The organism is Streptococcus sp. 116-D4, from assembly GCF_009731465.1.
GTDB classification, from domain to species: Bacteria; Bacillota; Bacilli; order Lactobacillales; family Streptococcaceae; genus Streptococcus; species Streptococcus pseudopneumoniae_E.
This window is the reverse complement of the sequence record NZ_AP021887.1, coordinates 1,297,433-1,320,886: the sequence shown is the minus strand read 5'-3', so window position 1 is coordinate 1,320,886 and position 23,454 is coordinate 1,297,433. Positions and strand designations below refer to the sequence as shown.

General features: G+C 40.2%; 22 protein-coding genes. 17 read left to right on the top strand and 5 right to left on the bottom strand.

Going from position 1 to position 23,454, the window contains the following annotated elements:
* Window positions 1-6 precede the first annotated feature (6 nt).
* The 11 genes from ftsE (at window position 7) to UKS_RS06715 (ending at window position 14,390) form a co-directional block, all read left to right on the top strand.
* Window positions 7-699, top strand: coding sequence for a cell division ATP-binding protein FtsE (gene ftsE, locus UKS_RS06770; protein WP_049494898.1), 693 nt, complete (start codon window positions 7-9; stop codon window positions 697-699).
* The gene (gene ftsX / locus UKS_RS06765; RefSeq protein ID WP_156012292.1) at window positions 692-1,618 is read left to right on the top strand and encodes a permease-like cell division protein FtsX; all 927 of its coding nucleotides are present in this window, start codon (window positions 692-694) and stop codon (window positions 1,616-1,618) included. Before ftsE ends, ftsX begins: the two co-directional genes overlap by 8 nt.
* Window positions 1,619-1,802: 184 nt before the next feature.
* A complete protein-coding gene (locus UKS_RS06760) occupies window positions 1,803-3,983 on the top strand; it encodes a PTS transporter subunit IIBC (RefSeq protein ID WP_156012291.1) in 2,181 nt (726 codons plus the stop codon).
* Window positions 3,984-4,034: 51 nt separating this feature from the next.
* A complete protein-coding gene (locus UKS_RS06755) occupies window positions 4,035-4,850 on the top strand; it encodes an endonuclease/exonuclease/phosphatase family protein (RefSeq protein ID WP_156012290.1) in 816 nt (271 codons plus the stop codon).
* Between the two features lie 140 nt (window positions 4,851-4,990).
* Window positions 4,991-6,334, top strand: coding sequence for a DEAD/DEAH box helicase (locus UKS_RS06750; RefSeq protein WP_049494893.1), 1,344 nt, complete (start codon window positions 4,991-4,993; stop codon window positions 6,332-6,334).
* A 549-nt stretch (window positions 6,335-6,883) separates the two neighbouring features.
* Window positions 6,884-8,074, top strand: coding sequence for a methionine adenosyltransferase (gene metK / locus UKS_RS06740; protein ID WP_156012289.1), 1,191 nt, complete (start codon window positions 6,884-6,886; stop codon window positions 8,072-8,074).
* 89 nt (window positions 8,075-8,163) lie between these two features.
* Window positions 8,164-9,555, top strand: coding sequence for a peptidoglycan-N-acetylglucosamine deacetylase PgdA (pgdA, locus tag UKS_RS06735; RefSeq protein WP_156012288.1), 1,392 nt, complete (start codon window positions 8,164-8,166; stop codon window positions 9,553-9,555).
* Between the two features lie 78 nt (window positions 9,556-9,633).
* Entirely contained in the window at window positions 9,634-10,476 is an 843-nt protein-coding gene (locus tag UKS_RS06730; RefSeq protein ID WP_049497748.1) for an aldo/keto reductase, read from the top strand.
* A gap of 399 nt (window positions 10,477-10,875) precedes the next feature.
* The gene (glyQ, locus tag UKS_RS06725) at window positions 10,876-11,793 is read left to right on the top strand and encodes a glycine--tRNA ligase subunit alpha (RefSeq protein WP_000038733.1); all 918 of its coding nucleotides are present in this window, start codon (window positions 10,876-10,878) and stop codon (window positions 11,791-11,793) included.
* A 260-nt stretch (window positions 11,794-12,053) separates the two neighbouring features.
* The gene (glyS, locus tag UKS_RS06720; RefSeq protein WP_156012287.1) at window positions 12,054-14,090 is read left to right on the top strand and encodes a glycine--tRNA ligase subunit beta; all 2,037 of its coding nucleotides are present in this window, start codon (window positions 12,054-12,056) and stop codon (window positions 14,088-14,090) included.
* A gap of 42 nt (window positions 14,091-14,132) precedes the next feature.
* The gene (locus UKS_RS06715) at window positions 14,133-14,390 is read left to right on the top strand and encodes a DUF896 family protein (protein ID WP_049497744.1); all 258 of its coding nucleotides are present in this window, start codon (window positions 14,133-14,135) and stop codon (window positions 14,388-14,390) included.
* Between the two features lie 115 nt (window positions 14,391-14,505).
* On the opposite strand, the gene UKS_RS06710 is transcribed toward UKS_RS06715, so the two are convergent.
* From UKS_RS06710 to UKS_RS06700, 3 genes are read right to left on the bottom strand one after another with little or no spacing between them, the layout of a single operon-like run.
* Window positions 14,506-15,750, bottom strand: a complete 1,245-nt coding sequence (locus UKS_RS06710) for an NAD(P)H-dependent oxidoreductase (RefSeq protein WP_156012286.1) — start codon at window positions 15,748-15,750, stop codon at window positions 14,506-14,508.
* Window positions 15,751-15,767: 17 nt separating this feature from the next.
* Window positions 15,768-16,373 (bottom strand): NADPH-dependent FMN reductase, encoded by a 606-nt coding sequence (locus tag UKS_RS06705; RefSeq protein WP_049497742.1) that lies wholly within the window; start codon window positions 16,371-16,373, stop codon window positions 15,768-15,770.
* A 59-nt stretch (window positions 16,374-16,432) separates the two neighbouring features.
* Window positions 16,433-17,356 (bottom strand): FAD:protein FMN transferase, encoded by a 924-nt coding sequence (locus UKS_RS06700; RefSeq protein ID WP_156012285.1) that lies wholly within the window; start codon window positions 17,354-17,356, stop codon window positions 16,433-16,435.
* A 308-nt stretch (window positions 17,357-17,664) separates the two neighbouring features.
* Between UKS_RS06700 and nox the strand changes: the two genes are divergently transcribed.
* The 3 genes from nox to pdxT all read left to right on the top strand — a co-directional run bounded on the left by nox (window position 17,665) and on the right by pdxT (window position 20,794).
* Window positions 17,665-19,044 (top strand): H2O-forming NADH oxidase, encoded by a 1,380-nt coding sequence (nox, locus tag UKS_RS06695; protein ID WP_156012284.1) that lies wholly within the window; start codon window positions 17,665-17,667, stop codon window positions 19,042-19,044.
* 301 nt (window positions 19,045-19,345) lie between these two features.
* Window positions 19,346-20,221, top strand: coding sequence for a pyridoxal 5'-phosphate synthase lyase subunit PdxS (gene pdxS, locus UKS_RS06690; protein ID WP_156012283.1), 876 nt, complete (start codon window positions 19,346-19,348; stop codon window positions 20,219-20,221).
* On the top strand, window positions 20,222-20,794 hold the full coding sequence (gene pdxT / locus UKS_RS06685; protein WP_156012282.1) for a pyridoxal 5'-phosphate synthase glutaminase subunit PdxT: 573 nt from the start codon (window positions 20,222-20,224) through the stop codon (window positions 20,792-20,794).
* Between the two features lie 30 nt (window positions 20,795-20,824).
* Here the strand turns inward: pdxT and trhA are convergent, their stop codons facing one another.
* The gene (gene trhA, locus UKS_RS06680; RefSeq protein ID WP_156012281.1) at window positions 20,825-21,472 is read right to left on the bottom strand and encodes a PAQR family membrane homeostasis protein TrhA; all 648 of its coding nucleotides are present in this window, start codon (window positions 21,470-21,472) and stop codon (window positions 20,825-20,827) included.
* Entirely contained in the window at window positions 21,469-21,915 is a 447-nt protein-coding gene (locus UKS_RS06675; protein WP_156012280.1) for a DUF1836 domain-containing protein, read from the bottom strand. Before UKS_RS06675 ends, trhA begins: the two co-directional genes overlap by 4 nt.
* A 134-nt stretch (window positions 21,916-22,049) precedes the next feature.
* On the opposite strand from UKS_RS06675, the gene UKS_RS06670 reads away from it, so the two are divergent.
* The 3 genes from UKS_RS06670 to UKS_RS06660 are packed head-to-tail and all read left to right on the top strand — an operon-like array spanning window position 22,050 to window position 23,424.
* Window positions 22,050-22,544, top strand: a complete 495-nt coding sequence (locus UKS_RS06670) for a GNAT family N-acetyltransferase (RefSeq protein WP_156012279.1) — start codon at window positions 22,050-22,052, stop codon at window positions 22,542-22,544.
* Window positions 22,544-23,062, top strand: a complete 519-nt coding sequence (locus tag UKS_RS06665) for a methylated-DNA--[protein]-cysteine S-methyltransferase (protein ID WP_156012278.1) — start codon at window positions 22,544-22,546, stop codon at window positions 23,060-23,062. The genes UKS_RS06670 and UKS_RS06665 overlap by 1 nt, the downstream gene beginning before the upstream one ends.
* A gap of 5 nt (window positions 23,063-23,067) precedes the next feature.
* Entirely contained in the window at window positions 23,068-23,424 is a 357-nt protein-coding gene (locus UKS_RS06660) for an arsenate reductase family protein (protein WP_049497729.1), read from the top strand.
* Window positions 23,425-23,454 lie beyond the last annotated feature (30 nt).

The window sequence follows — 23,454 nt, the reverse complement described above, 5'->3', positions numbered from 1 at the left end:
ACTCATATGTCAATCATTGAAATGAGAGATGTCGTCAAAAAGTATGATAACGGAACGACAGCTTTGCGAGGTGTCTCAGTCACTGTTGAACCCGGAGAATTTGTCTATATTGTAGGTCCTTCAGGAGCCGGAAAATCAACCTTTATTCGTGCCTTGTATCGCGAAGTAAAAATCGAAAAAGGAAACTTAACTGTAGCAAATTTTAATCTAGTAAAAATCAAGAAGAAAGATATTCCACTTCTACGTCGTAGCGTTGGGGTAGTATTCCAAGACTATAAACTGTTGCCAAAGAAAACGGTTTATGAAAACATTGCCTATGCAATGGAAGTTATTGGTGAAAGTCGCCGTAATATCAAAAAACGTGTTATGGAAGTTTTAGACTTGGTTGGATTGAAGCATAAGGTTCGTTCTTTCCCAAATGAACTTTCAGGTGGAGAACAACAACGGATTGCGATTGCTCGTGCCATTGTAAACAATCCCAAAGTATTGATTGCGGATGAGCCAACAGGAAACTTGGACCCAGATAATTCATGGGAAATTATGAATTTGTTGGAACGCATCAATCTCCAAGGTACAACTGTCTTGATGGCTACCCATAATAGTCAGATTGTAAATACCTTACGCCACCGTGTCATTGCCATTGAAAATGGCCGTGTCGTTCGTGACGAAGCTAAAGGAGAATATGGATACGATGATTAATAGATTTTTTCGTCATTTATTTGAATCATTAAAAAGTTTGAAACGAAATGGCTGGATGACAGTAGCTGCTGTCAGTTCGGTTATGATTACTTTGACCTTGGTTGCAATATTTGCATCTGTCATCTTTAATACGGCTAAATTAGCTTCAGATATTGAAAATAATGTCAGAGTAGTGGTATATATTCGTAAAGACGTAGCTGATAATAGTGAGACGATTGAAAAAGAAGGCCAAACAGTTACAAATAACGACTACCATAAGGTATATGATGCTTTGAAAGGTATGCCAACCGTTAAGAATGTCACTTTTTCAAGTAAAGAAGAACAATATGAAAAGTTGACAGAAACAATGGGGGAAAACTGGAAAATCTTTGAAGGTGATGCCAATCCTCTCTATGATGCTTATATAGTAGATACAAATACACCAAGTGATGTCAAGACAGTAGCAGAAGAGGCTAAGAAAATTGAAGGGGTATCAGAAGTTCAAGATGGTGGTGCCAATACAGAACGCTTGTTTAAGTTAGCTGCCTTTATTCGTGTCTGGGGTCTATTTATAGCGGGATTATTGATTTTTATTGCAGTCTTCTTGATTTCTAATACTATTCGTATCACCATTATTTCACGTAGCCGTGAAATTCAAATCATGCGTTTAGTAGGTGCTAAGAATGGCTATATTCGCGGACCTTTCTTACTTGAAGGTGCCTTCATTGGTTTATTTGGAGCAACACTTCCATCAGCTCTGGTGTTCATTGTATATCAAATGGTTTACCAATCGGTTAATAAGTCATTAGTCGGTCAGAACCTTTCAATGATATCACCAGAGGTATTCAGCCCACTGATGATTGCTTTATTATTTGTGCTTGGCATTTTTATCGGTTCAATTGGATCAGGAATTTCTATGCGCCGATTCTTGAAAATCTAAAATAAAATAGAAGTACATTTGAGGAGATTTTACTATCTCCTTTTTTACTACAAAAATTTTAGAAAAAAGTCTACTTTTTTTTATAAAAGCCTTTACAAAAAAAATTAAAGTGGTATAATTGAAATATAAAAAGTGCAAACGTTTTCGTAAAACGTTTGCCTAAATAAAAATAAAGGAGATTTGAATGATGAAAGATACATTCAAAAATGTCTTGTCTTTCGAGTTTTGGCAAAAATTCGGTAAGGCTTTGATGGTGGTTATCGCTGTTATGCCAGCGGCTGGATTGATGATTTCAATCGGTAAGTCGCTTGCATTGATTGACCCAAATCTTGCCCCTCTAGTAATTACAGGAGGAATCCTTGAGCAAATTGGTTGGGGGGTTATCGGTAACCTTCACATTTTGTTTGCCCTAGCAATTGGAGGAAGCTGGGCTAAAGAACGCGCTGGTGGTGCTTTCGCCGCTGGTCTTGCCTTCATCTTAATTAACCGTATCACTGGTACAATCTTTAGTGTAAGCAGTGATATGTTGAAAGATCCTAACGCAATGGTATCAACACTTTTTGGTAACTCTATCAAGGTTTCTGATTACTTCATTAGCGTACTTGAGGCACCAGCCCTTAACATGGGGGTATTTGTAGGGATTATCTCAGGTTTCGTAGGGGCAACTGCCTACAACAAATACTACAACTTCCGTAAACTTCCTGATGCACTTTCATTCTTTAACGGAAAACGTTTTGTACCGTTTGTCGTTATTCTTCGTTCAGCAATCGCTGCAATCGTACTTGCTGCTTTCTGGCCAGTAGTTCAAACAGGTATCAATAATTTCGGTATCTGGATTGCGAATTCACAAGAAACAGCACCTGTTCTCGCACCATTCTTGTATGGTACTTTGGAACGTTTGCTCTTGCCATTTGGACTTCACCACATGTTGACTATCCCAATGAACTATACAGCTCTTGGTGGTACTTATGATGTGTTAACTGGTGCAGCAAAAGGAACTCAGGTATTTGGTCAAGATCCACTTTGGCTTGCATGGGTAACAGACCTTGTTAACCTTAAAAGTACAGATGCAAGTCACTACCAAACGTTGTTAGATACTGTTCACCCAGCTCGTTTCAAAGTTGGACAAATGATTGGTTCATTTGGTATCTTGATGGGTGTGATCGTGGCAATCTACCGTAATGTTGATGCTGACAAGAAACATAAATACAAAGGTATGATGATTGCAACAGCTCTTGCAACATTCTTGACAGGGGTAACTGAACCAATCGAATACATGTTCATGTTCGTCGCAACACCTCTTTATCTTGTTTACTCACTTGTTCAAGGTGCTGCCTTCGCTATGGCTGATATTGTGAACCTTCGTGTGCACTCATTCGGTTCAATCGAATTCTTGACTCGTACTCCACTAGCTTTCAATGCTGGTCTTGGTATGGATATCATTAACTTCGTTTGGGTAACTGTTCTCTTTGCTGTGATCATGTACTTTATCGCAAACTTCATGATTCAAAAATTCAACTATGCAACTCCAGGACGTAACGGAAACTACGAAACTGCTGAAGGTTCAGAAGAAGCTAGTAGCGAAGTGAAAGTTGCAGCAGGCTCTCAAGCTGTAAACATTATTAACCTTCTTGGTGGACGTGCAAACATCGTTGATGTTGATGCATGTATGACTCGTCTTCGTGTAACTGTAAAAGATGCTGATAGAGTTGGTGATGCAGAACAATGGAAAGCTGAAGGAGCTATGGGCCTTGTCATGAAAGGACAAGGGGTTCAAGCTATCTACGGTCCAAAAGCTGATGTATTGAAATCTGATATCCAAGATATCCTTGACTCAGGTGAAATCATTCCTGAAACTCTTCCAAGTCAAATGACTGAAGCGCAACAAAACACTGTTCACTTTAAAGGTCTTACTGAGGTAGTTTACTCAGTAGCAGACGGTCAAGTTGTTGCTTTGGAACAAGTAAAAGATCCAGTATTTTCTCAAAAAATGATGGGTGATGGATTTGCGGTAGAACCAGCAAATGGAAATATCGTATCTCCAGTTTCAGGTACTGTATCAAGTATCTTCCCTACAAAACACGCTCTTGGTCTTGTGACTGAAGCAGGTCTTGAAGTATTGGTTCACATTGGTTTAGACACAGTCAGTCTTGAAGGAAAACCATTTACAGTTCATGTAACTGAAGGACAAAAAGTCGCGGCAGGTGATCAGCTTGTCACAGCTGACTTGGATGCGATTCGTGCAGCAGGTCGTGAAACTTCAACAGTGGTTGTCTTCACAAATGCTGATGCTATCAAATCTGTTAAATTAGAACAAACAGGTTCTCTGGCAGCTAAAACAGCAGTTGCTAAAGTAGAATTGTAATATACTTGAGGTTGGAAGCTGTTTTCCAACCTCTTGTTTTAGGAGAAAAGCATGAAATTTTTAACACTCAATACTCATAGCTGGATGGAAAAAGAAGCTGAAGAAAAATTCCAGCTCTTGCTTGAAGATATTCTTGATAAAGACTATGATTTGATTTGTTTCCAAGAAATCAATCAGGAGATTACCTCGCCTAAGGTAGAAGTTAATGATTTCTATCAAGCTTTGCCAGCAGCTGAACCTATTCATCAAGACCACTATGTTAGACTCTTGGTTGAAAAGTTGTCAGAGCAAGGGAAAGATTACTACTGGACTTGGGCCTATAACCATATCGGTTATGACCGCTACCATGAAGGTGTGGCGATCTTGTCTAAAACACCTATTGAAGCAAGAGAAATTTTGGTTTCAGATGTGGATGATCCAACTGACTATCATACTCGCCGCGTTGCCTTGGCTGAAACTGTAGTTGACGGCAAGGATCTTGCAGTTGCCAGTGTCCACCTTTCTTGGTGGGATAAAGGTTTCCAAGAAGAATGGGCACGATTTGAGGCTGTATTGAAAGAATTGAACAAGCCACTTTTGCTGGCTGGAGATTTCAACAATCCAGCTGGTCAGGAAGGCTACCAAGCTATTTTAGCTAGTCCATTAGGCTTACAAGACGCATTTGAAGTTGCTCAAGAGAAAAGTGGTAGCTACACTGTTCCACCAGAAATTGATGGCTGGAAAGGGAACACAGAACCCCTTCGAATCGACTATGTTTTTACTACAAAAGAATTAGCGGTGGAAAATTTACATGTCGTATTTAATGGTAATAAGAGTCCGCAAGTCAGTGACCACTTTGGCTTGAATGCTATTTTAAACTGGAAATAAGGACTGAAAAGAGGTTGGAATCACGAAGTTCCAGCCTTTTTCTGATTAGATAAGCTACTGAAAGTAAGCTCTATGAGTGAGACTACTGAAATGGAATAAAATGTGGTATAATTGATAAGATAGATAGAATCGAGGATATTATGTCATTTACGAAATTTAAGTTTAAAAAATATATAGAAGAAGCCTTGGAGGAGTTGAAATTTACAACTCCTACAGAGGTTCAAGATAAGTTGATTCCTATTGTTTTGGCAGGTCGTGACCTAGTCGGTGAATCAAAAACAGGTTCAGGTAAGACTCATACTTTCTTGTTGCCGATTTTCCAGCAATTAGATGAAGCTAGTGATAGTGTACAGGCAGTGATTACTGCACCGAGCCGTGAGTTGGCTACTCAGATTTATCAAGCAGCTCGTCAGATTGCAGCCCACTCAGAAACGGAAGTTCGTGTGGTTAATTACGTGGGTGGTACTGATAAGGCTCGCCAAATTGAAAAATTGGCAAACAACCAGCCTCATATTGTTATTGGAACACCAGGCCGTATTTATGACTTGGTTAAGTCTGGTGACCTAGCTATTCACAAGGCTAAGACCTTTGTGGTCGATGAGGCAGATATGACCTTGGATATGGGATTCTTAGAAACTGTTGATAAGATTGCTGGAAGTCTTCCAAAAGACTTGCAATTCATGGTCTTCTCAGCGACTATCCCACAAAAACTACAACCATTCTTGAAAAAATACTTATCAAATCCTGTTATGGAGAAAATCAAGACCAAAACGGTCATTTCTGATACCATTGATAATTGGTTGATTTCTACTAAAGGACGTGACAAGAATGCTCAAATTTACCAGTTGACTCAGTTGATGCAACCGTATTTGGCAATGATTTTTGTGAACACTAAAACGCGTGCTGATGAATTGCATTCTTACCTGACTGCTCAAGGTTTGAAGGTGGCAAAGATTCATGGAGATATTGCCCCTCGTGAGCGCAAACGTATCATGAACCAGGTGAAAAATTTGGATTTTGAGTACATTGTCGCAACGGATTTGGCCGCGCGTGGAATTGACATTGAAGGTGTCAGCCATGTTATCAATGATGCTATTCCGCAAGACTTATCTTTCTTTGTTCACCGTGTTGGTCGTACTGGACGAAATGGCCTACCAGGTACAGCTATTACCCTTTACCAGCCAAGTGATGACTCAGATATTCGTGAGTTGGAGAAATTGGGAATCAAGTTTACTCCTAAGATGGTCAAAGACGGGGAATTTCAAGATACTTATGACCGTGATCGTCGTGCCAACCGTGAGAAAAAACAAGACAAGCTTGACATCGAAATGATTGGTTTGGTCAAAAAGAAAAAGAAAAAAGTCAAACCGGGTTATAAGAAGAAAATTAAATGGGCGGTTGATGAAAAACGCCGCAAGACTAAGCGCTCTGAAAATCGCGCTCGTGGTCGTGCAGAGCGTAAAGCAAAACGCCAAACATTTTAATAGTAATTGTTGGAGTACTGAGCTCCAACTTTTTGCTTTATGAGAACGAAATATCTACATTGAAACATCACATTAATACTCAATGAAAATTAATGAGCAAACTAGGAAGCTAGCCGCAGGCTGCTCAAAACACTGCTTTGAGGTTGCAGATAGAGCTGACGAAGTCAGCTCAAAACACTGTTTTGAGGTTGCAGATAGAACTGACGAAGTCAGTAACATCTATAGAGCAAGGCGAAGACGTGGTTTAAAGAGTATAAAGACTGCAAATTGCGCTTAAAAATGATATAATGGTAGAGTTATATAGTCCCGATAAGATGGTAAAAATTTCTATTTTTTCTTTCGAGTCGCAACTCGCAAAGAATGACGGCTCCAAAGAAGTCACTCGTCATTCTACGGTTGCCGCTATAATGCGGTCACCCTATGCGCCTCACTAGCTTCAGAAATAAAAAGTATCGTTTTTATTTCTTTCGAGTCGCAACTCGTAGATGGTAGAAATTTTTATCAGTACTTTGTAACTCTATAACACTATTTTTAAGGGGGGACATTTTTATGTCAGAACGTAAATTATTCACGTCTGAATCTGTATCTGAGGGGCACCCAGATAAGATTGCAGACCAAATTTCAGATGCGATTTTGGATGCTATTTTAGCAGAAGATCCAGAGGCGCACGTTGCTGCTGAGACAGCTGTATATACTGGTTCTGTTCACGTTTTTGGTGAAATTTCTACAAATGCCTATGTGGATATTAACCGTGTGGTTCGTGATACCATTGCAGAGATTGGTTATACCAATACTGAATATGGCTTTTCTGCTGAAACTGTAGGAGTCCATCCATCTTTAGTGGAACAATCTCCTGACATTGCCCAAGGTGTTAACGAAGCCTTGGAGGTTCGTGGGAATGCAGATCAAGACCCGCTTGACTTGATTGGTGCTGGAGACCAAGGTCTCATGTTTGGATTTGCAGTGGATGAAACAGAAGAGCTCATGCCTTTGCCAATTTCACTCAGTCATAAATTGGTTCGTCGTTTAGCAGAACTTCGTAAGTCAGGGGAAATTAGCTATCTTCGCCCAGATGCTAAATCTCAAGTTACAGTTGAGTACGATGAAAATGACCGTCCAATACGTGTGGATACAGTCGTGATTTCAACCCAGCACGATCCAGAAGTCAGCAACGAACAAATTCGTAATGATGTCATTAACAAGGTTATCAAAGAGGTCATTCCAGCCTCTTACTTGGATGAGCAAACAAAATGCTTCATCAATCCTACTGGTCGTTTTGTAATTGGTGGACCTCAAGGGGACTCAGGTTTGACTGGTCGTAAGATTATCGTAGATACTTATGGTGGCTACTCTCGTCACGGTGGTGGTGCCTTCTCTGGTAAAGATGCGACTAAGGTGGACCGTTCTGCGTCATATGCGGCTCGCTATATTGCTAAGAATATCGTTGCAGCGGGTCTTGCTAAGAAGGCAGAAGTGCAACTGGCTTATGCTATCGGTGTTGCCCAGCCTGTTTCTGTTCGTATCGATACTTTTGGTACTGGAACGGTAGCTGAAAGCAAGCTTGAAAAAGCAGCCCGTCAAATCTTTGACCTTCGTCCAGCAGGAATTATCCAAATGCTGGATCTCAAACGTCCAATTTACCGTCAAACAGCAGCCTATGGACATATGGGACGTACAGATATTGATCTTCCATGGGAACGTCTGGACAAGGTAGATGCTTTGAAAGAAGCAGTCAAATAAAATCTTAAGAGGGGGATCGCCCCTCTTTTTAATATACTATCTCCTATAAAATCCTTGAAATTGTAGCTTAAATTTGATATGATAGTCTTATGGATAAAAGTAGAGCAAAACGTGTTGAGCACGATAAAAAGAGAATCGGTTTAATAGCCCTAGTAGCTATCTTTTCAGTAAGTATTTGTGTCCTTGGTTCAATTATTGGATACAAAGTATATACAAAGCATAGTTTCGAACAAAAAATTGAGTCTTTAAAAAATGATAAAGATAATCAATTGAGTGAGGGAAATCAGAAAGATCATTTTCGTAAGGGGAAAGCCGAAGTGATTGCCTATTATCCTCTCCAAGGGGAGCAAGTGATTTCATCTGTAAAAGAAATCATGACACAGGATATTAAGGAAAATCTGGAAGACAAGGAAAATCTGGTTTTTTATTATACGGAGAAACAAGATTCGACTTTAAATGGAATTGTCAACCGAAATGTGATGAAACAAGTCTATGATTTAACTTCGTCAAAAGTTGAAGAGACTGAAAAAACTAGTCTAGCAAAAGTCCATTTGACAGAAGATGGTAAACCTTTTACACTTGATCAATTATTTTCAGATGCTAGTAAAGCCAAAGAGCAGTTGTTAAAAGAAATCACCACTTTCTTACAAGACAAGAAGGTAGAGCAAGAAAAGATTGATCAGCTAGTTAAAAGCTTTTCTGATCAAGACTTGTCTGCATGGAACTTTGATTATAAGGATAGCCAAATGATCCTTTATCCAAATCAGGCAGTTGAAAATCTAGATGAGATTGCCATTCCAGTATCTAATTTCTTTGAGATCATTCAGTCCTCATATTTGCTAGATAAGGATGCGGAACTTTATAAGGCTTATTATCAAAAGAAAAATCGTAAAGTAGTAGCCTTGACTTTTGATGATGGACCAAATCCTGCAACGACAAATCAAGCATTAGACACTCTTTCTAAGTATGGTATCAAGGCAACTTTCTTTGTTTTAGGTAAGAATGTTTCTGGAAATGAAGAGATTTTGAAGCGAATGAAAGCAGATGGCCATGTCGTTGGAAATCATAGTTGGAGCCATCCCGTTCTTTCAAAACTTTCGCTTGACGAAGCCAAAAAACAAATTACTGATACTGAGGATGTGCTAACTAAGGTGCTGGGTTCTAGTTCCAAACTTATGCGTCCTCCTTATGGAGCCATTACAGATGACATTCGCAATAGCCTCGATTTGAGCTTTATTCTGTGGGATGTGGATAGTTTGGATTGGAAGAGTAGGAATGAAGCAGCGATTTTAACAGAAATTCAGCGTGAAGTCAAGAATGGTTCTATTATTCTTATGCATGATATCCATGCTGAGACGGTAAATGCTCTACCGAAGGTTATTGACTACTTGAAAGGGCAAGGTTATGACTTTGTAACAATTCCAGATTTGTTAAATACTCGTCTTAACCCTCATCAGCTCTATTACGACCGTGACCAATAATACACAAAATCTAAAGAGATAAGTTTTCCTTGAAAATTTGGCTCTTTGGATTTTCTTCTAATTTGGAAAGGAAAAATTATGAAATCTTATACTTTGAATAATGGCGTTACGATTCCAGTTCTGGGATTTGGAACCTGGAAAGCAGAAAATGGAGAGATTGCCTACCAAGCAGTTTTAGAGGCTTTAAAGGCAGGCTATCGCCATATCGATACGGCAGCCATCTATAAAAACGAAGAAAGCGTTGGTCGTGCTATTCAAGATAGTGGAATTCCGCGAGAGGAAATTTTTGTAACCAGTAAATTGTGGAATACAAATCACAACTATGAGCAAGCTCGTCAGGCTTTTGAAGAGTCTTTAGAGAAGATGGGGTTGGACTATTTGGATCTGTATTTGATTCATTGGCCAAATCCAAAACCACTAAGAGAAAATAACCAATGGAAAATCCGAAATTCGGAAGTATGGAGAGCTATGGAGGATCTTTACCAAGAAGGTAAGATCCGTGCCATCGGAGTTAGTAATTTCCTTCCCCATCATTTGGATGCCTTGCTTGAAACAGCAAAAATTCTTCCAGCGGTCAATCAAGTTCGTCTGGCTCCAGGTGTGTTTCAAGAGGAAGTCGTAGATTACTGTCGAGAAGAAGGTATTTTATTGGAAGCTTGGGGCCCTTTTGGTCAGGGAGAACTGTTTGATAGCAAGCAAGTGCAAGAAATAGCTGAAAATCACGGAAAATCGGTTGCTCAAGTAGCCTTGGCCTGGAGCTTGGCAGAAGGATTTTTACCGCTTCCGAAATCTGTCACAGCATCTCGTATTCAGGCTAATCTTGATTGCTTTGGAATTGAACTGAGTCATGAGGAACGTGAAACCTTAAAAACAATTGCTGTTCAGTCTGGTGCTCCACGAGTTGATGACATGGATTTCTAGAAAATTGTAAAAAGAATTGTACATTGTTCCAATTTTTGATATAATAGTCAGCAGGAAAGAAAGTCTTATGGCGTTCTGCAAGCGAGCTTGGGATAGTGGGAGCCAAGCAGGGCAAAATAAAGAACTGGCACTTTCTGTATTATTTTCAAAAACAATGAAGTAATAAATTAGGGTGGAACCGCGTTTCTGACGCCCCTAGTCGCAAGGCTTGGGTGTTGAAATTCGGTTCTTTTTGATTTTGAACCTGAGTCTTCTTTCAAGAAAATCAGTCTTTGATTTTCTATACATTCCTACTGCTTTAGGTCTGTTTAAGCTAGATGCAGTACTAACTCGTCTTGCCTCGTACGATTGACGAGGCAGACTCGTGTCGCAAGTAATTTATAGAAAAAGGAGTAAAACATGTCTAAAAAATTGACTTTCCAGGAAATCATCCTTACTTTGCAACAATTTTGGAATGACCAAGGTTGTATGCTTATGCAGGCTTATGACAATGAAAAAGGTGCGGGAACCATGAGTCCTTACACTTTCCTTCGTGCTATCGGACCTGAGCCGTGGAATGCAGCTTATGTAGAGCCATCACGTCGTCCTGCTGACGGTCGTTACGGAGAAAACCCAAATCGTCTCTACCAACACCACCAATTCCAAGTGGTTATGAAGCCCTCTCCATCAAATATCCAAGAGCTTTACCTTGAGTCTTTGGAAAAATTAGGTATCAATCCATTAGAACACGATATTCGTTTCGTTGAGGACAACTGGGAAAATCCATCTACTGGTTCAGCTGGTCTCGGTTGGGAAGTTTGGCTTGATGGGATGGAAATCACTCAGTTCACTTACTTCCAACAAGTAGGTGGATTGGCAACTGGCCCTGTGACTGCGGAAGTTACCTATGGTCTGGAGCGTTTGGCTTCTTACATCCAAGAAGTAGACTCTGTTTACGATATTGAGTGGGCTGATGGTGTAAAATACGGAGAAATCTTTATCCAGCCTGAGTACGAGCATTCAAAATATTCATTTGAAATTTCTGACCAAGAAATGTTGCTTGAAAACTTTGATAAGTTTGAAAAAGAAGCTGGTCGCGCCTTGGAAGAAGGATTGGTGCACCCTGCCTATGACTATGTTCTCAAATGTTCACATACCTTTAACCTACTTGATGCGCGTGGTGCCGTATCGGTAACCGAGCGTGCAGGCTATATCGCTCGTATCCGTAACTTGGCCCGTGTCGTAGCCAAAACCTTTGTCGCAGAACGAAAACGCCTCGGCTACCCACTATTGGATGAAGCAACACGAGCTAAACTCTTAGCAGAAGACGCAGAATAGTAAGTAATACTGTGCTCTAAAATCGTTAAAGACAAGTCGAAGACTTGCTAGAGTGATATGCACCGCCGTACTGTTATGTGGGGATTTTTGAAACCTTGGGTTCAAAAGTCAGTCAGCTAAATCCACTTTGATGAGACTGTTGGAAATCTTAGTTTATTTGGTATAAGATTTCCTTACAGACTCACAAAAGTTAGTTAGCGACGCCCCCAGTACCTAAGGTACATATCAAAAAAGATTGAAGAAAATGTAAAGGAAAAAACATGACAAAAAACTTATTAGTAGAACTCGGTCTTGAAGAATTACCAGCCTATGTTGTCACACCAAGTGAAAAACAACTAGGCGAAAAAATGGCAGCCTTCCTCAAGGAGAACCGCCTGTCTTTTGAAGCTATTCAGACCTTCTCAACACCACGTCGTTTGGCTGTTCGTGTGACTGGTCTTGCAGACAAACAGGCTGATTTGACAGAAGATTTCAAGGGTCCAGCAAAGAAAATTGCCTTGGATAGTGATGGAAATTTTACCAAAGCAGCTCAAGGATTTGTCCGTGGAAAAGGATTGACTGTTGAAGATATCGAATTCCGTGAAATCAAGGGTGAAGAATATGTCTATGTCACTAAGGAAGAAGTTGGTCAAGCAGTTGAAGCAATTGTTCCTGGTGTTGTAGATGTCTTGAAGTCATTGACTTTCCCTGTCAGCATGCACTGGGCTGGAAATAGTTTTGAATACATCCGCCCTGTTCACACTTTAACTGTTCTCTTGGATGAGCAAGAGTTTGATTTGGATTTCCTTGATATTAAGGGAGGGCGTGTGAGTCGTGGTCATCGTTTCTTAGGACAAGAAACCAAGATTCAGTCAGCCTTGAGTTATGAAGAAGACCTTCGTAAGCAGTTTGTAATCGCAGATCCACGTGAACGTGAGCAAATGATTGTTGACCAAATCAAGGAAATTGAGACAAAACATGGTGTAAGTATCGAAATTGACGCTGATTTGCTGAATGAAGTCTTGAACTTGGTTGAATACCCAACTGCCCTTATGGGAAGTTTTGATGCCAAATACCTTGAAGTTCCGGAAGAAGTCTTGGTGACTTCAATGAAGGAACACCAACGTTACTTTGTTGTCCGTGATCAAGATGGAAAACTCTTGCCAAACTTCATTTCGGTTCGTAACGGAAATGCAGAGTATTTGGAAAATGTCATCAAAGGAAATGAAAAAGTCTTGGTAGCCCGCTTGGAAGACGGAGAATTCTTCTGGCGTGAAGACCAAAAATTGGTTATTTCTGAACTTGTTGAAAAATTAAACCATGTCACCTTCCATGAGAAAATTGGTTCTCTTCGTGAGCACATGATTCGTACGGGTCAGATTGCTATTCTTTTGGCAGAAAAAGCTGGCTTGTCAGTGGATGAAACAGTTGACCTTGCTCGTGCAGCAGCCATTTATAAGTTTGACTTGTTGACAGGTATGGTTGGTGAATTTGACGAGCTCCAAGGAATTATGGGGGAGAAATATGCCCTTCTTGCTGGTGAAAGTCCAGCAGTGGCAGCTGCTATTCGTGAACACTACATGCCTACATCAGCTGAAGGAGAACTTCCAGAGAGCAAGGTCGGTGCAGTGCTTGCCATTGCAGATAAATTGGATACGATTTTGAGTTTCTTCTCAGTAGGTTTGATTCCATCAGGGTCTAATGACCCTTATGCACTTCGTCGTGCGACTCAAGGTGTGGTTCGTATCTTGGACGCCTTTGGTTGGCACATTGCTATGGACGAGCTGATTGATAGCTTTTATGCATTGAATTTTGACAGCTTGACTTATGAAAATAAAGCTGAAGTTATGGACTTCATCAAGGCTCGTGTTGATAAGATGATGGGTTCTACTCCAAAAGACATAAAAGAAGCTGTTCTTGCAGGATCAAACTTTGTTGTGGCAGATATGTTAGAAGCAGCCAGTGCTCTCGTAGAAGCAAGCAAGAAAGAAGACTTTAAACAATCAGTCGAATCACTTTCTCGTGCCTTTAACTTAGCTGAGAAGGCAGAGGGAGTTGTAGCAGTTGATTCAGCACTCTTTGAGAATGAAGAAGAGAAAGCCTTGGCAGAAGCAGTAGAATCACTCGTTTTGTCAGGGACTGCCAGTCAGCAATTGAAACAGCTCTTTGCGCTTAGTCCAGTTATTGATGCTTTCTTTGAAAATACTATGGTTATGGCCGAAGATCAGGCTGTCCGTCAAAATCGTTTGGCAATCTTGTCTCATTTAACTCAAAAAGCAGCCAAGTTTGCACGTTTTAACCAAATCAATACCAAATAAAATCTGTTAAACGGATTAAATCTTATCATAAAGGAGAGAAACATGGATCCGAAGAAAATTGATCGTATTAACGAGCTTGCCAAAAAGAAAAAAACAGAAGGCTTGACCCCAGAAGAAAAAGTGGAACAAGCTAAACTACGTGAGGAGTACATCGAAGGTTATCGTCGCTCTGTTCGTCATCACATCGAAGGAATCAAAATTGTAGACGAAGAAGGAAACGATGTTACACCAGACAAGCTACGTCAAGTCCAACGTGAAAAAGGATTACATGGCCGTAGTCTCGATGACCCCAATTCCTAATAAGCATTCTTTATTTTAAGAAGGATAGATGAAAGAATAACCAAAAGACTAGCTGTTTTTGTCTGCTAGTCTTTTTTCGCTAAAAAAGGAACCAATATGGTTCCCAAAACTATTATTAGTTACTTGCGCCAGATGTAGCGTCAGCGGCACTACCGTGGCTTCCAGCATCACCTGAATCAGAAGCTCCAGATGTAGCATCTGCATCGCCGTGACCATGTCCACCAGCAGGAGCTGCAGCATTTCCACCAACTAGACGTTGACCAGTTGTTTCTAAGTACCAATCAAGCCATGGTTGGAAGTTAAAGACAATTTCATTGATACCAGCGTATGATCCATCAGGATAGTACATTGCTTGGTAGTTGTGAGTGTTGATGACACCTGCAGGAGAACCTGGAACGATAGTACGGACGTATTCTTGGTTTCCGTTACGAAGTGTTCCGATAACCCACTCTACGTTCTTCATACGTGCTGGTGGAAGAGAACCATGAACAGTCGACATACGGTTACCTGATTGAGGTGGTACACGTTTAGCAAACATGGTGTTTGGATCTTGGTGAACGTTGTTGTAGTAGAGGAATTGGTTGTTGTCGTCAGCATATGTCAATTCAAATGGCATAGCTTTCAAGAACATATCAAGTTGGTTAACTGTCAAGATACCGTGGTCCAACTTGACATAGGTATCACCAGAAACAGCTCCAGTAATTTCTGCAACTTTTTCTACCCATTCTGGATCGTCAGGATCAACTTCTGTAATGGTTGTAGCAATTGGTTTTCCACAATCCAAGTCTTCTGGTTCGATTGGTTTTGGTTTTTTCAATTTCGAAACGACTCCTACGTATTTAACAAAGTTATCTAAGCAAGTTTCAAGGAATTTAACAGTGCCTTCGTTTGTGATATTTCCGTCGTTATCAAAAGCTTCCTTAGCTTTACCAAGAAGGAATTCGTTACCCGGAAGCGTGTAGGCATTAACACCTGGAGCATCAAGGATTTTACGAAGGTGAACTTGGGCACGTGAAGTTCCTTGGTCGTAGTATGATGCTCCCACAATCATGACAGGTTTGTTTTCAAATGGATGAACTTCGTATGAGAGCCATTCAAGAACAGATTTTAGGGAAGCTGAAATCGTGTGATTGTGCTCAGGAGTAGCGATGATAACACCATCAGCACGTGTAATCTTGTTATACAAGAAACGCAATTGGAAGCTTTCGTCCCATTTTTCGTCTTGGTTAAACATTGGAACTTCGTCGATTTCAAGTACTTCTAATTCAAATTTGAATTTGAAATTGCGACGGATAAATTCCAAGAGTTTGCGGTTATATGATTGATCGTAGTTTGATCCAACAAGTCCAACAAATTTCATTCTTTCGGTCTCCTATCTTACAAATTTTCCCAGTCAAAATCTTCTGCATCTTTGCGAAGTAATTCTTGTGCATTGCGCAATTTTTCTGTAATTTTTACAAAGATACGAAAGTCGTCAAAAGTGGCATCCAATTTCTTGATGACATCAAGATCAACCAAGTCGCCACTTGGGTTAAATGCTTGAAGAGAGTATGAGAGCAAGAATTCATCTGGTAGAACATTTGCCTTGATTTCAGGAGCGTTCAAGATTTGACGAAGTTGCAATTGGGCACGAGATGAACCAAGCGTACCATAGGAAGCACCAGTAATCATGATTGGTTTGTTCAAAAGTGGGTAAATACCGTATGATAACCAAGCAAGAGCGCTCATCAAAACAGCTGGGATAGAGTGGTCATACTCAGGAGTACCGATAATAACGCCATCTGCCTCTTCAATTTTAACAGCAATTTCTAAAATTTCAACAGGTACTTGCTTGTTAGCTGGTTTGTTAAAGACAGGTATGTCTTTAATTTCAACAAGTTCAATTTCAGCTTTTTCAGCAAAGTGTTTTTGCATGTATTGAAGCAATTGGCGGTTTGTAGAACGTTTTGAATTTGTTCCAACAATAGCAATAAGTTTTAACATGAGATTTCCTTTCTCTTTTTACATAATACGATTTTAAAACTCCATTGAAAGATCTATTTCTATAGAGTTGGAATTCCTGAAGAACAGCTGAGGTGACCTTCTTTATCGATGAGGATAGCTTCGATGCCCTCCAAACTTTCGACTTGCCAGAGGATAGAAGCAGGTCTTTCTCCAAATAAACGAGTTGTCCAGATTTCACCATCAACAGACTTATCAGAGATGATGGTGAGACTAGCAAGTTCCGTTTCAAGAGGATATCCTGTTTGGCTGTCAAAAATGTGATGGTAATCTTTTCCATCGACTGTCAGGTGACGTTCATAAATGCCTGAAGTCACGACAGATTTATTGACAACGGGGATAGTCATTAAGTGATTTCCCCTCGGATTAGCTGGATCTTGAATCCCGATTTGCCAAGGTTGATCACCTCTTGCCTGATTTTTTCCAATGGTTAGAATATTCCCTCCTAGATTAATCAAGGCAGATGTCACTCCCTCTTCTCTCAGAAATTGGGCAACCTTATCCGCACTATAACCCTTGGCTAAACAACCTAAGTCTATCTTCATTCCTTTCTGTTTTAGAAACACAGTAGAAGTAGAAGAATCTAACTCAATATAATGAGGATTGATCAAAGGTAGCACCGATTCAATTTCTTGAGGTTGGGCAACTTTGGCATCTGAAAAACCGATACGCCAGGTTTGAATCAAGGGACCAATACTGATATTGAGATGACTAGAGGGCGCTAAGCTATGCTCTAATCCAAGTGAAATCAATTCAAACAAATCAGGATGAACTTTGACTGGAGCTCTTCCAGCTTGATAATTGATTTCCATCAACTCCGATTCTTGACTATTGGCATTGAAGCGGTATTCGAGCTCTTTGAGCAATTCAAAGGATTTTTGGAGCAAGCTATCGGCTCTCTCATCCACTAATGAAATAGTAATAGTAGTTCCCATTAGCCGTTCAGAATGTGTGCTAAGAGGCACGCTACCAACTCCTTTCTCTTATGAAAAGAAGGTTGAAATATTGTAAATTTATAGTAAATTTAACCCCTTACATTTTCTTTCCATGATACTAGCATACCATAAAGTCAGCGTTTTCACAAATGAAATTTATAAAGTTGTCAAGAAATATGCTCAGAAAATAAAGAGTAATTGTAAGAAAGACTGATAAAATACAGATTATTTACATTTTTTTACAAAAAAATCGGGAAAATTAGCTAAACTCTTGTAAACGCTAACAGTAAATGTTATACTAGAAGAGTAAATTTAAAATTGAAGGTAGGAATTTTTCTATGAGTAAAATCGTTGTAGTTGGTGCTAACCACGCTGGTACAGCATGTATTAATACTATGTTGGATAATTTTGGAAATGAGAACGAAATCGTTGTATTCGACCAAAACTCTAACATCTCTTTCCTAGGATGTGGAATGGCCCTTTGGATCGGTGAACAAATTGATGGCCCAGAAGGTCTCTTCTACTCTGACAAAGAAAAATTGGAAGCAAAAGGTGCTAAAGTTTACATGAACTCACCAGTTCTTTCAATCGACTATGATAACAAAGTTGTGACTGCAGAAGTTGAAGGAAAAGAGCACAAAGAATCTTATGATAAATTGATCTTTGCAACTGGTTCAACTCCAATCTTGCCTCCAATCGAAGGTGTTGAAATCGTTAAGGGTAACCGCGAATTCAAAGCAACTCTTGAAAATGTACAATTCGTTAAATTGTACCAAAACGCTGAAGAAGTTATTGAAAAACTTGAAGACAAGAGCAAACACCTTGAGCGCATTGCCGTTGTTGGTGGTGGTTACATCGGTGTAGAGCTTGCTGAAGCCTTTGAACGTCTTGGAAAAGAAGTTGTCCTTGTTGATATCGTTGATACTGTCTTGAACGGTTACTATGACAAAGACTTTACACAAATGATGGCGAAGAACTTGGAAGACCACAATATCCGCTTGGCACTTGGTCAAACTGTTAAAGCAATCGAGGGTGACGGTAAAGTTGAACGCTTGATCACTGATAAAGAAACTTTCGACGTGGATATGGTTGTTCTTGCAGTTGGTTTCCGTCCAAATACTGCTCTTGCTGATGGTAAAATTGAACTCTTCCGCAACGGTGCCTTCCTTGTAGATAAGAAACAAGAAACATCTATTCCTGGTGTTTACGCAGTAGGTGACTGTGCGACTGTCTATGATAATGCACGTAAAGACACTAGCTACATCGCGCTTGCTTCAAATGCTGTTCGTACTGGTATCGTTGGCGCTTACAACGCTTGTGGACATGAATTGGAAGGAATCGGTGTTCAAGGATCAAACGGTATCTCAATCTACGGTCTTCACATGGTTTCAACTGGTTTGACACTTGAAAAAGCAAAAGCTGCTGGTTACAACGCAACTGAAACAGGCTTTAACGATCTTCAAAAACCAGAATTTATGAAGCATGACAACTATGAAGTAGCTATCAAGATTGTCTTTGATAAAGACAGCCGTGAAATCCTTGGTGCTCAAATGGTATCTCGTGATTCTGCAATCAGCATGGGAATCCACATGTTCTCACTTGCTATCCAAGAGCATGTGACAATTGATAAATTGGCCTTGACAGACCTCTTCTTCTTGCCACACTTCAACAAACCATACAACTACATCACAATGGCTGCGCTTACAGCTGAAAAATAAAAATGAATGAGCTATCTGGCCTTAATTGAAGGTCAGATAGTTTTTTAGTTATACTCTTCGAAAATCTCTTCAAACCACGTCAGCTTCGCCTTACCGTATAGATGTTACTGACTTCGTCAGCTCTATCTGCAACCTCAAAACAGTGTTTTGAGCAGCCTGCGGCTAGCTTCCTAGTTTGCTCTTTGATTTTCATTGAGTATCATTCTGTACCCATACAATTATCCTTTTTTTATCTTGTCATTCCTTCTAATCTAACTTAAAATGAAATGGTAGCTACCAATACAAATGATGAGGATAAAAAATGACTGAAAATCGTTATGAACTAAATAAAAACTTAGCACAGATGCTCAAAGGTGGAGTTATCATGGACGTTCAGAACCCTGAACAGGCTCGTATTGCAGAGGCTGCTGGTGCGGCTGCTGTTATGGCCTTGGAGCGGATTCCGGCTGATATTCGTGCAGCTGGTGGGGTTTCTCGTATGAGTGATCCAAAGATGATCAAGGAAATCCAAGAAGCAGTTAGTATTCCAGTGATGGCCAAGGTCAGAATCGGGCATTTTGTTGAAGTTCAGATTTTAGAGGCTATTGAGATTGACTATATCGATGAGAGTGAAGTGTTATCCCCAGCAGACGACCGTTTCCATGTGGATAAGAAAGAATTCCAAGTTCCTTTTGTCTGTGGGGCCAAGGACTTGGGAGAAGCCTTGCGTCGTATTGCTGAAGGAGCTTCTATGATTCGTACCAAAGGAGAACCAGGGACAGGAGATATCGTCCAAGCTGTTCGTCATATGCGTATGATGAATCAGGAAATTCGCCGCATTCAAAATCTACGTGAGGACGAGCTTTATGTTGCAGCTAAGGACTTACAAGTCCCTGTAGAATTGGTTGAATATGTCCATGAACATGGGAAATTGCCAGTCGTCAACTTTGCGGCTGGAGGCGTTGCTACGCCAGCAGATGCTGCGCTGATGATGCAATTAGGGGCAGAGGGTGTCTTTGTTGGGTCAGGTATTTTCAAGTCAGGAGATCCAGTTAAACGAGCGAGTGCTATTGTCAAAGCGGTGACTAACTTCCGTAATCCTCAAATCCTAGCTCAAATCTCTGAAGATTTAGGAGAAGCCATGGTTGGTATTAATGAAAATGAGATCCAAATCCTCATGGCTGAGCGAGGAAAATAGATGAAAATCGGAATATTGGCCTTGCAAGGTGCCTTTGCAGAACATGCAAAAGTGTTAGATCAATTAGGTGTCGAGAGTGTTGAAATCAGAAATTTAGATGATTTTCAGCAACATCAGAGTGATTTGTCGGGTTTGATATTACCTGGTGGGGAATCTACAACCATGGGCAAGCTCTTACGTGACCAGAGTATGCTGATTCCTATTCGAGAAGCCATTCTATCTGGCTTACCAATGTTTGGAACCTGTGCGGGATTAATTTTGCTGGCTAAGAAAATCACTTCTCAGGAAGAGAATCATCTAGGAACTATGGATATGGTAGTCGAGCGAAATGCCTATGGGCGCCAACTAGGAAGTTTCTACACGGAAGCAGAATGTCAGGGAGTCGGTCAGATTCCAATGACCTTTATCCGTGGTCCAATTATCAGCAGTGTTGGAGCGGGTGTAGAAATTCTAGCAACTGTTGATGATCAAATCGTTGCAGCCCAAGAAAAAAATATGTTGGTAACTTCTTTTCATCCAGAATTGACTGATGATGTGCGCTTGCACCAGTACTTTATTAATATGTGCAAATAAAAAAGTTGAGAATATATTTTCTCAACTTTTTTACATGAAATAAACAATAGCAATGTATTGGAGGGCAGATGCTGCTAGGATAAAGAGATGCCAAATCATGTGGAAATAAGGTTTTTTCTTGGCGTAAAATCCAGCTCCAACTGTATAACAGAGTCCACCAGTTACCATGAGACTCCAGAAAATTGGTGTGGTTTGACTGATAATGGAAGGAATGATGACCAAAACCAACCAGCCCATAATCAGGTAAAGAGCAAGGCTAAATTTCTCATTGACCTTTTTAGCAAAGATTTTATAGAGAATACCAAAGATAGTCGCTCCCCACTGGATAGCAATAATCAGATAGCCAAACCAGTTATTCATCAAGGTCAATACGACTGGAGTATAAGAGCCAGCAATGGCAACATAAATCATAGAATGATCAATGATTCTCAAGACATATTTATGGGTCGAACCATAGGCCATAGAGTGGTAAATGGTCGATGATAGAAACATGAGAAAGAGACTAATAATGAAAATCGAAACTCCGATAGATGATAAAAATCCGTATGCCTCATAACTATAGGTGGATGAAATGGGGAGTAAGATGAGCATGATGACTGCACCTACGGCATGGGTCACGCTATTAGCAATCTCCTCTCCAAAACTGAGTTGTTTGCTGAGTTTAAGACTAGTGTTCATTGGATTACCTCTTCTTGAGTAGGATGGATTAAGGCTAGAGTTTGATGATAGAGTTTAACGGTTTGGCAGCTGGTTTTGATAATGGGGTTAGCCGGGTCAATTCCTTGATTCATGTAGTCCACAAAAGAATCGTAGAGTTGGTCTGAACTTGCTTGAGTTTGGAGAGTATTGAGTGTCTGAGCTATTTCTTGAATAGAAAATACTGACTTGAGTGTTGTGATAGCAATCAGACGGGCAATCTGTTGGCGTTGGTATTTTTTCTTGTCGGGCTTTGGCAGGTAACCATGTTTGACATAATTGTTGACCATAGATGCTGTTAGGCCCTTGTCTTTATCGGGAGAGATAGGGGCACAGACTTGATTGACATAGAGCAAAACTTGGTCCAGATAGAGGTCAATGTTTGGAATTTCTGCCCATTTTGGGTAAGAAAAGGTAGCTTTCATTTTTAACTCCTTTTTATCTAGTTTTAATAACTATATTATAAAATAATAAAAATAGAAAATCAAGTTTTAACTGCTTGTAGAAAGACTTAAATTATGCTATGATGGGAGAAACTAGTCAGAAATGAGGAGAAAAGATGGAGATTCGTTTAGCTTTTCCAAATGAAGTAGATGCTATCATGCAGGTGATGGAGGATGCTAAAAAATGTTTAGCAGATGCTGGTAGTGACCAGTGGCAAAATGGTTATCCAAATGCTGATATTATTATTGAGGATATTATCTCAGGTCAAGCCTATGTAGCCTTGGAAGATGGAGAACTACTAGCTTATGCAGCTGTGACCAAGAGTCCAGAGGCAGCCTATGAAGCCATTTATGAGGGAAAATGGCAAGCTGGAGAGTCAGACTATCTAGTCTTTCACCGTATCGCTGTGGCTGCAGATGTCCAGGGACAGGGGGTTGCTCAGACTTTCCTAGAGGGCTTGATTGAAGGATTTGACTATCTAGATTTTCGTTCAGATACCCATGCTGCAAATAAGGTTATGCAACATATTTTTGAAAAGCTTGGATTTAAACAGGTCGGAAAAGTTCCAGTTGATGGCGAACGCTTGGCCTATCAAAAATTGAAGAGATAATGCAAAAGAAGTATGCAAAAATGCTCTACTCTTCGCCAATTGGCTCTCTTTCTCTCGTAACTGATGACCATCATTTGTATGGCATTTGGGTGCAGGACCAGAAACATTTTGAGAGGGGACTAGGAGATGAAACGATAGAAGCAGTTGTTAGTCATCCCATTTTAGACCCAGTTACTACTTGCTTAGATGCTTACTTTAAAGGCAAGCCTCAAGATTTATCCGACTTGCCCTTGGCTCCAATCGGAACGGATTTTGAAAAGCGAGTTTGGTCCTTTTTACAGAAAATTCCTTATGGTCAGACAGTGACCTATGGACAAATAGCCCAAGAGCTACAAGTGGCTTCTGCTCAAGCAATTGGCGGAGCGGTAGGACGCAATCCTTGGTCTATCCTAGTACCTTGTCATCGGGTGCTAGGAGCTGGCAAGCGTCTGACAGGTTATGCTGCAGGAGTGGAAAAGAAAGCTTGGCTCTTGGAGCATGAAGGTGCAAATTTTAAAGAGATAAACAATAGAAAGTGAAAGATATGTTAGAATTTATCGAATACCCAAAATGTTCAACTTGTAAAAAAGCAAAACAAGAATTAAACCAACTCGGTGTGGACTACAAAGCCGTTCATATCGTCGAAGAAACACCCAGCCAAGAAGTCATTTTAAACTGGTTAGAAACCTCAGGGTTCGAACTAAAGCAATTTTTCAACACCAGTGGAATCAAATACCGTGAATTAGGGCTAAAAGATAAGGTAGGAAGTCTGTCAAACCAAGAGGCAGCTGAGTTGCTAGCAAGTGATGGTATGTTATTAAAACGGCCGATTTTAGTAGAAAATGGAACTGTTAAGCAAATCGGTTATCGCAAAGCTTATGAAGATTTGGGATTGAAATAGTTTTTATCTATCTCTTTGATAGATAAAATA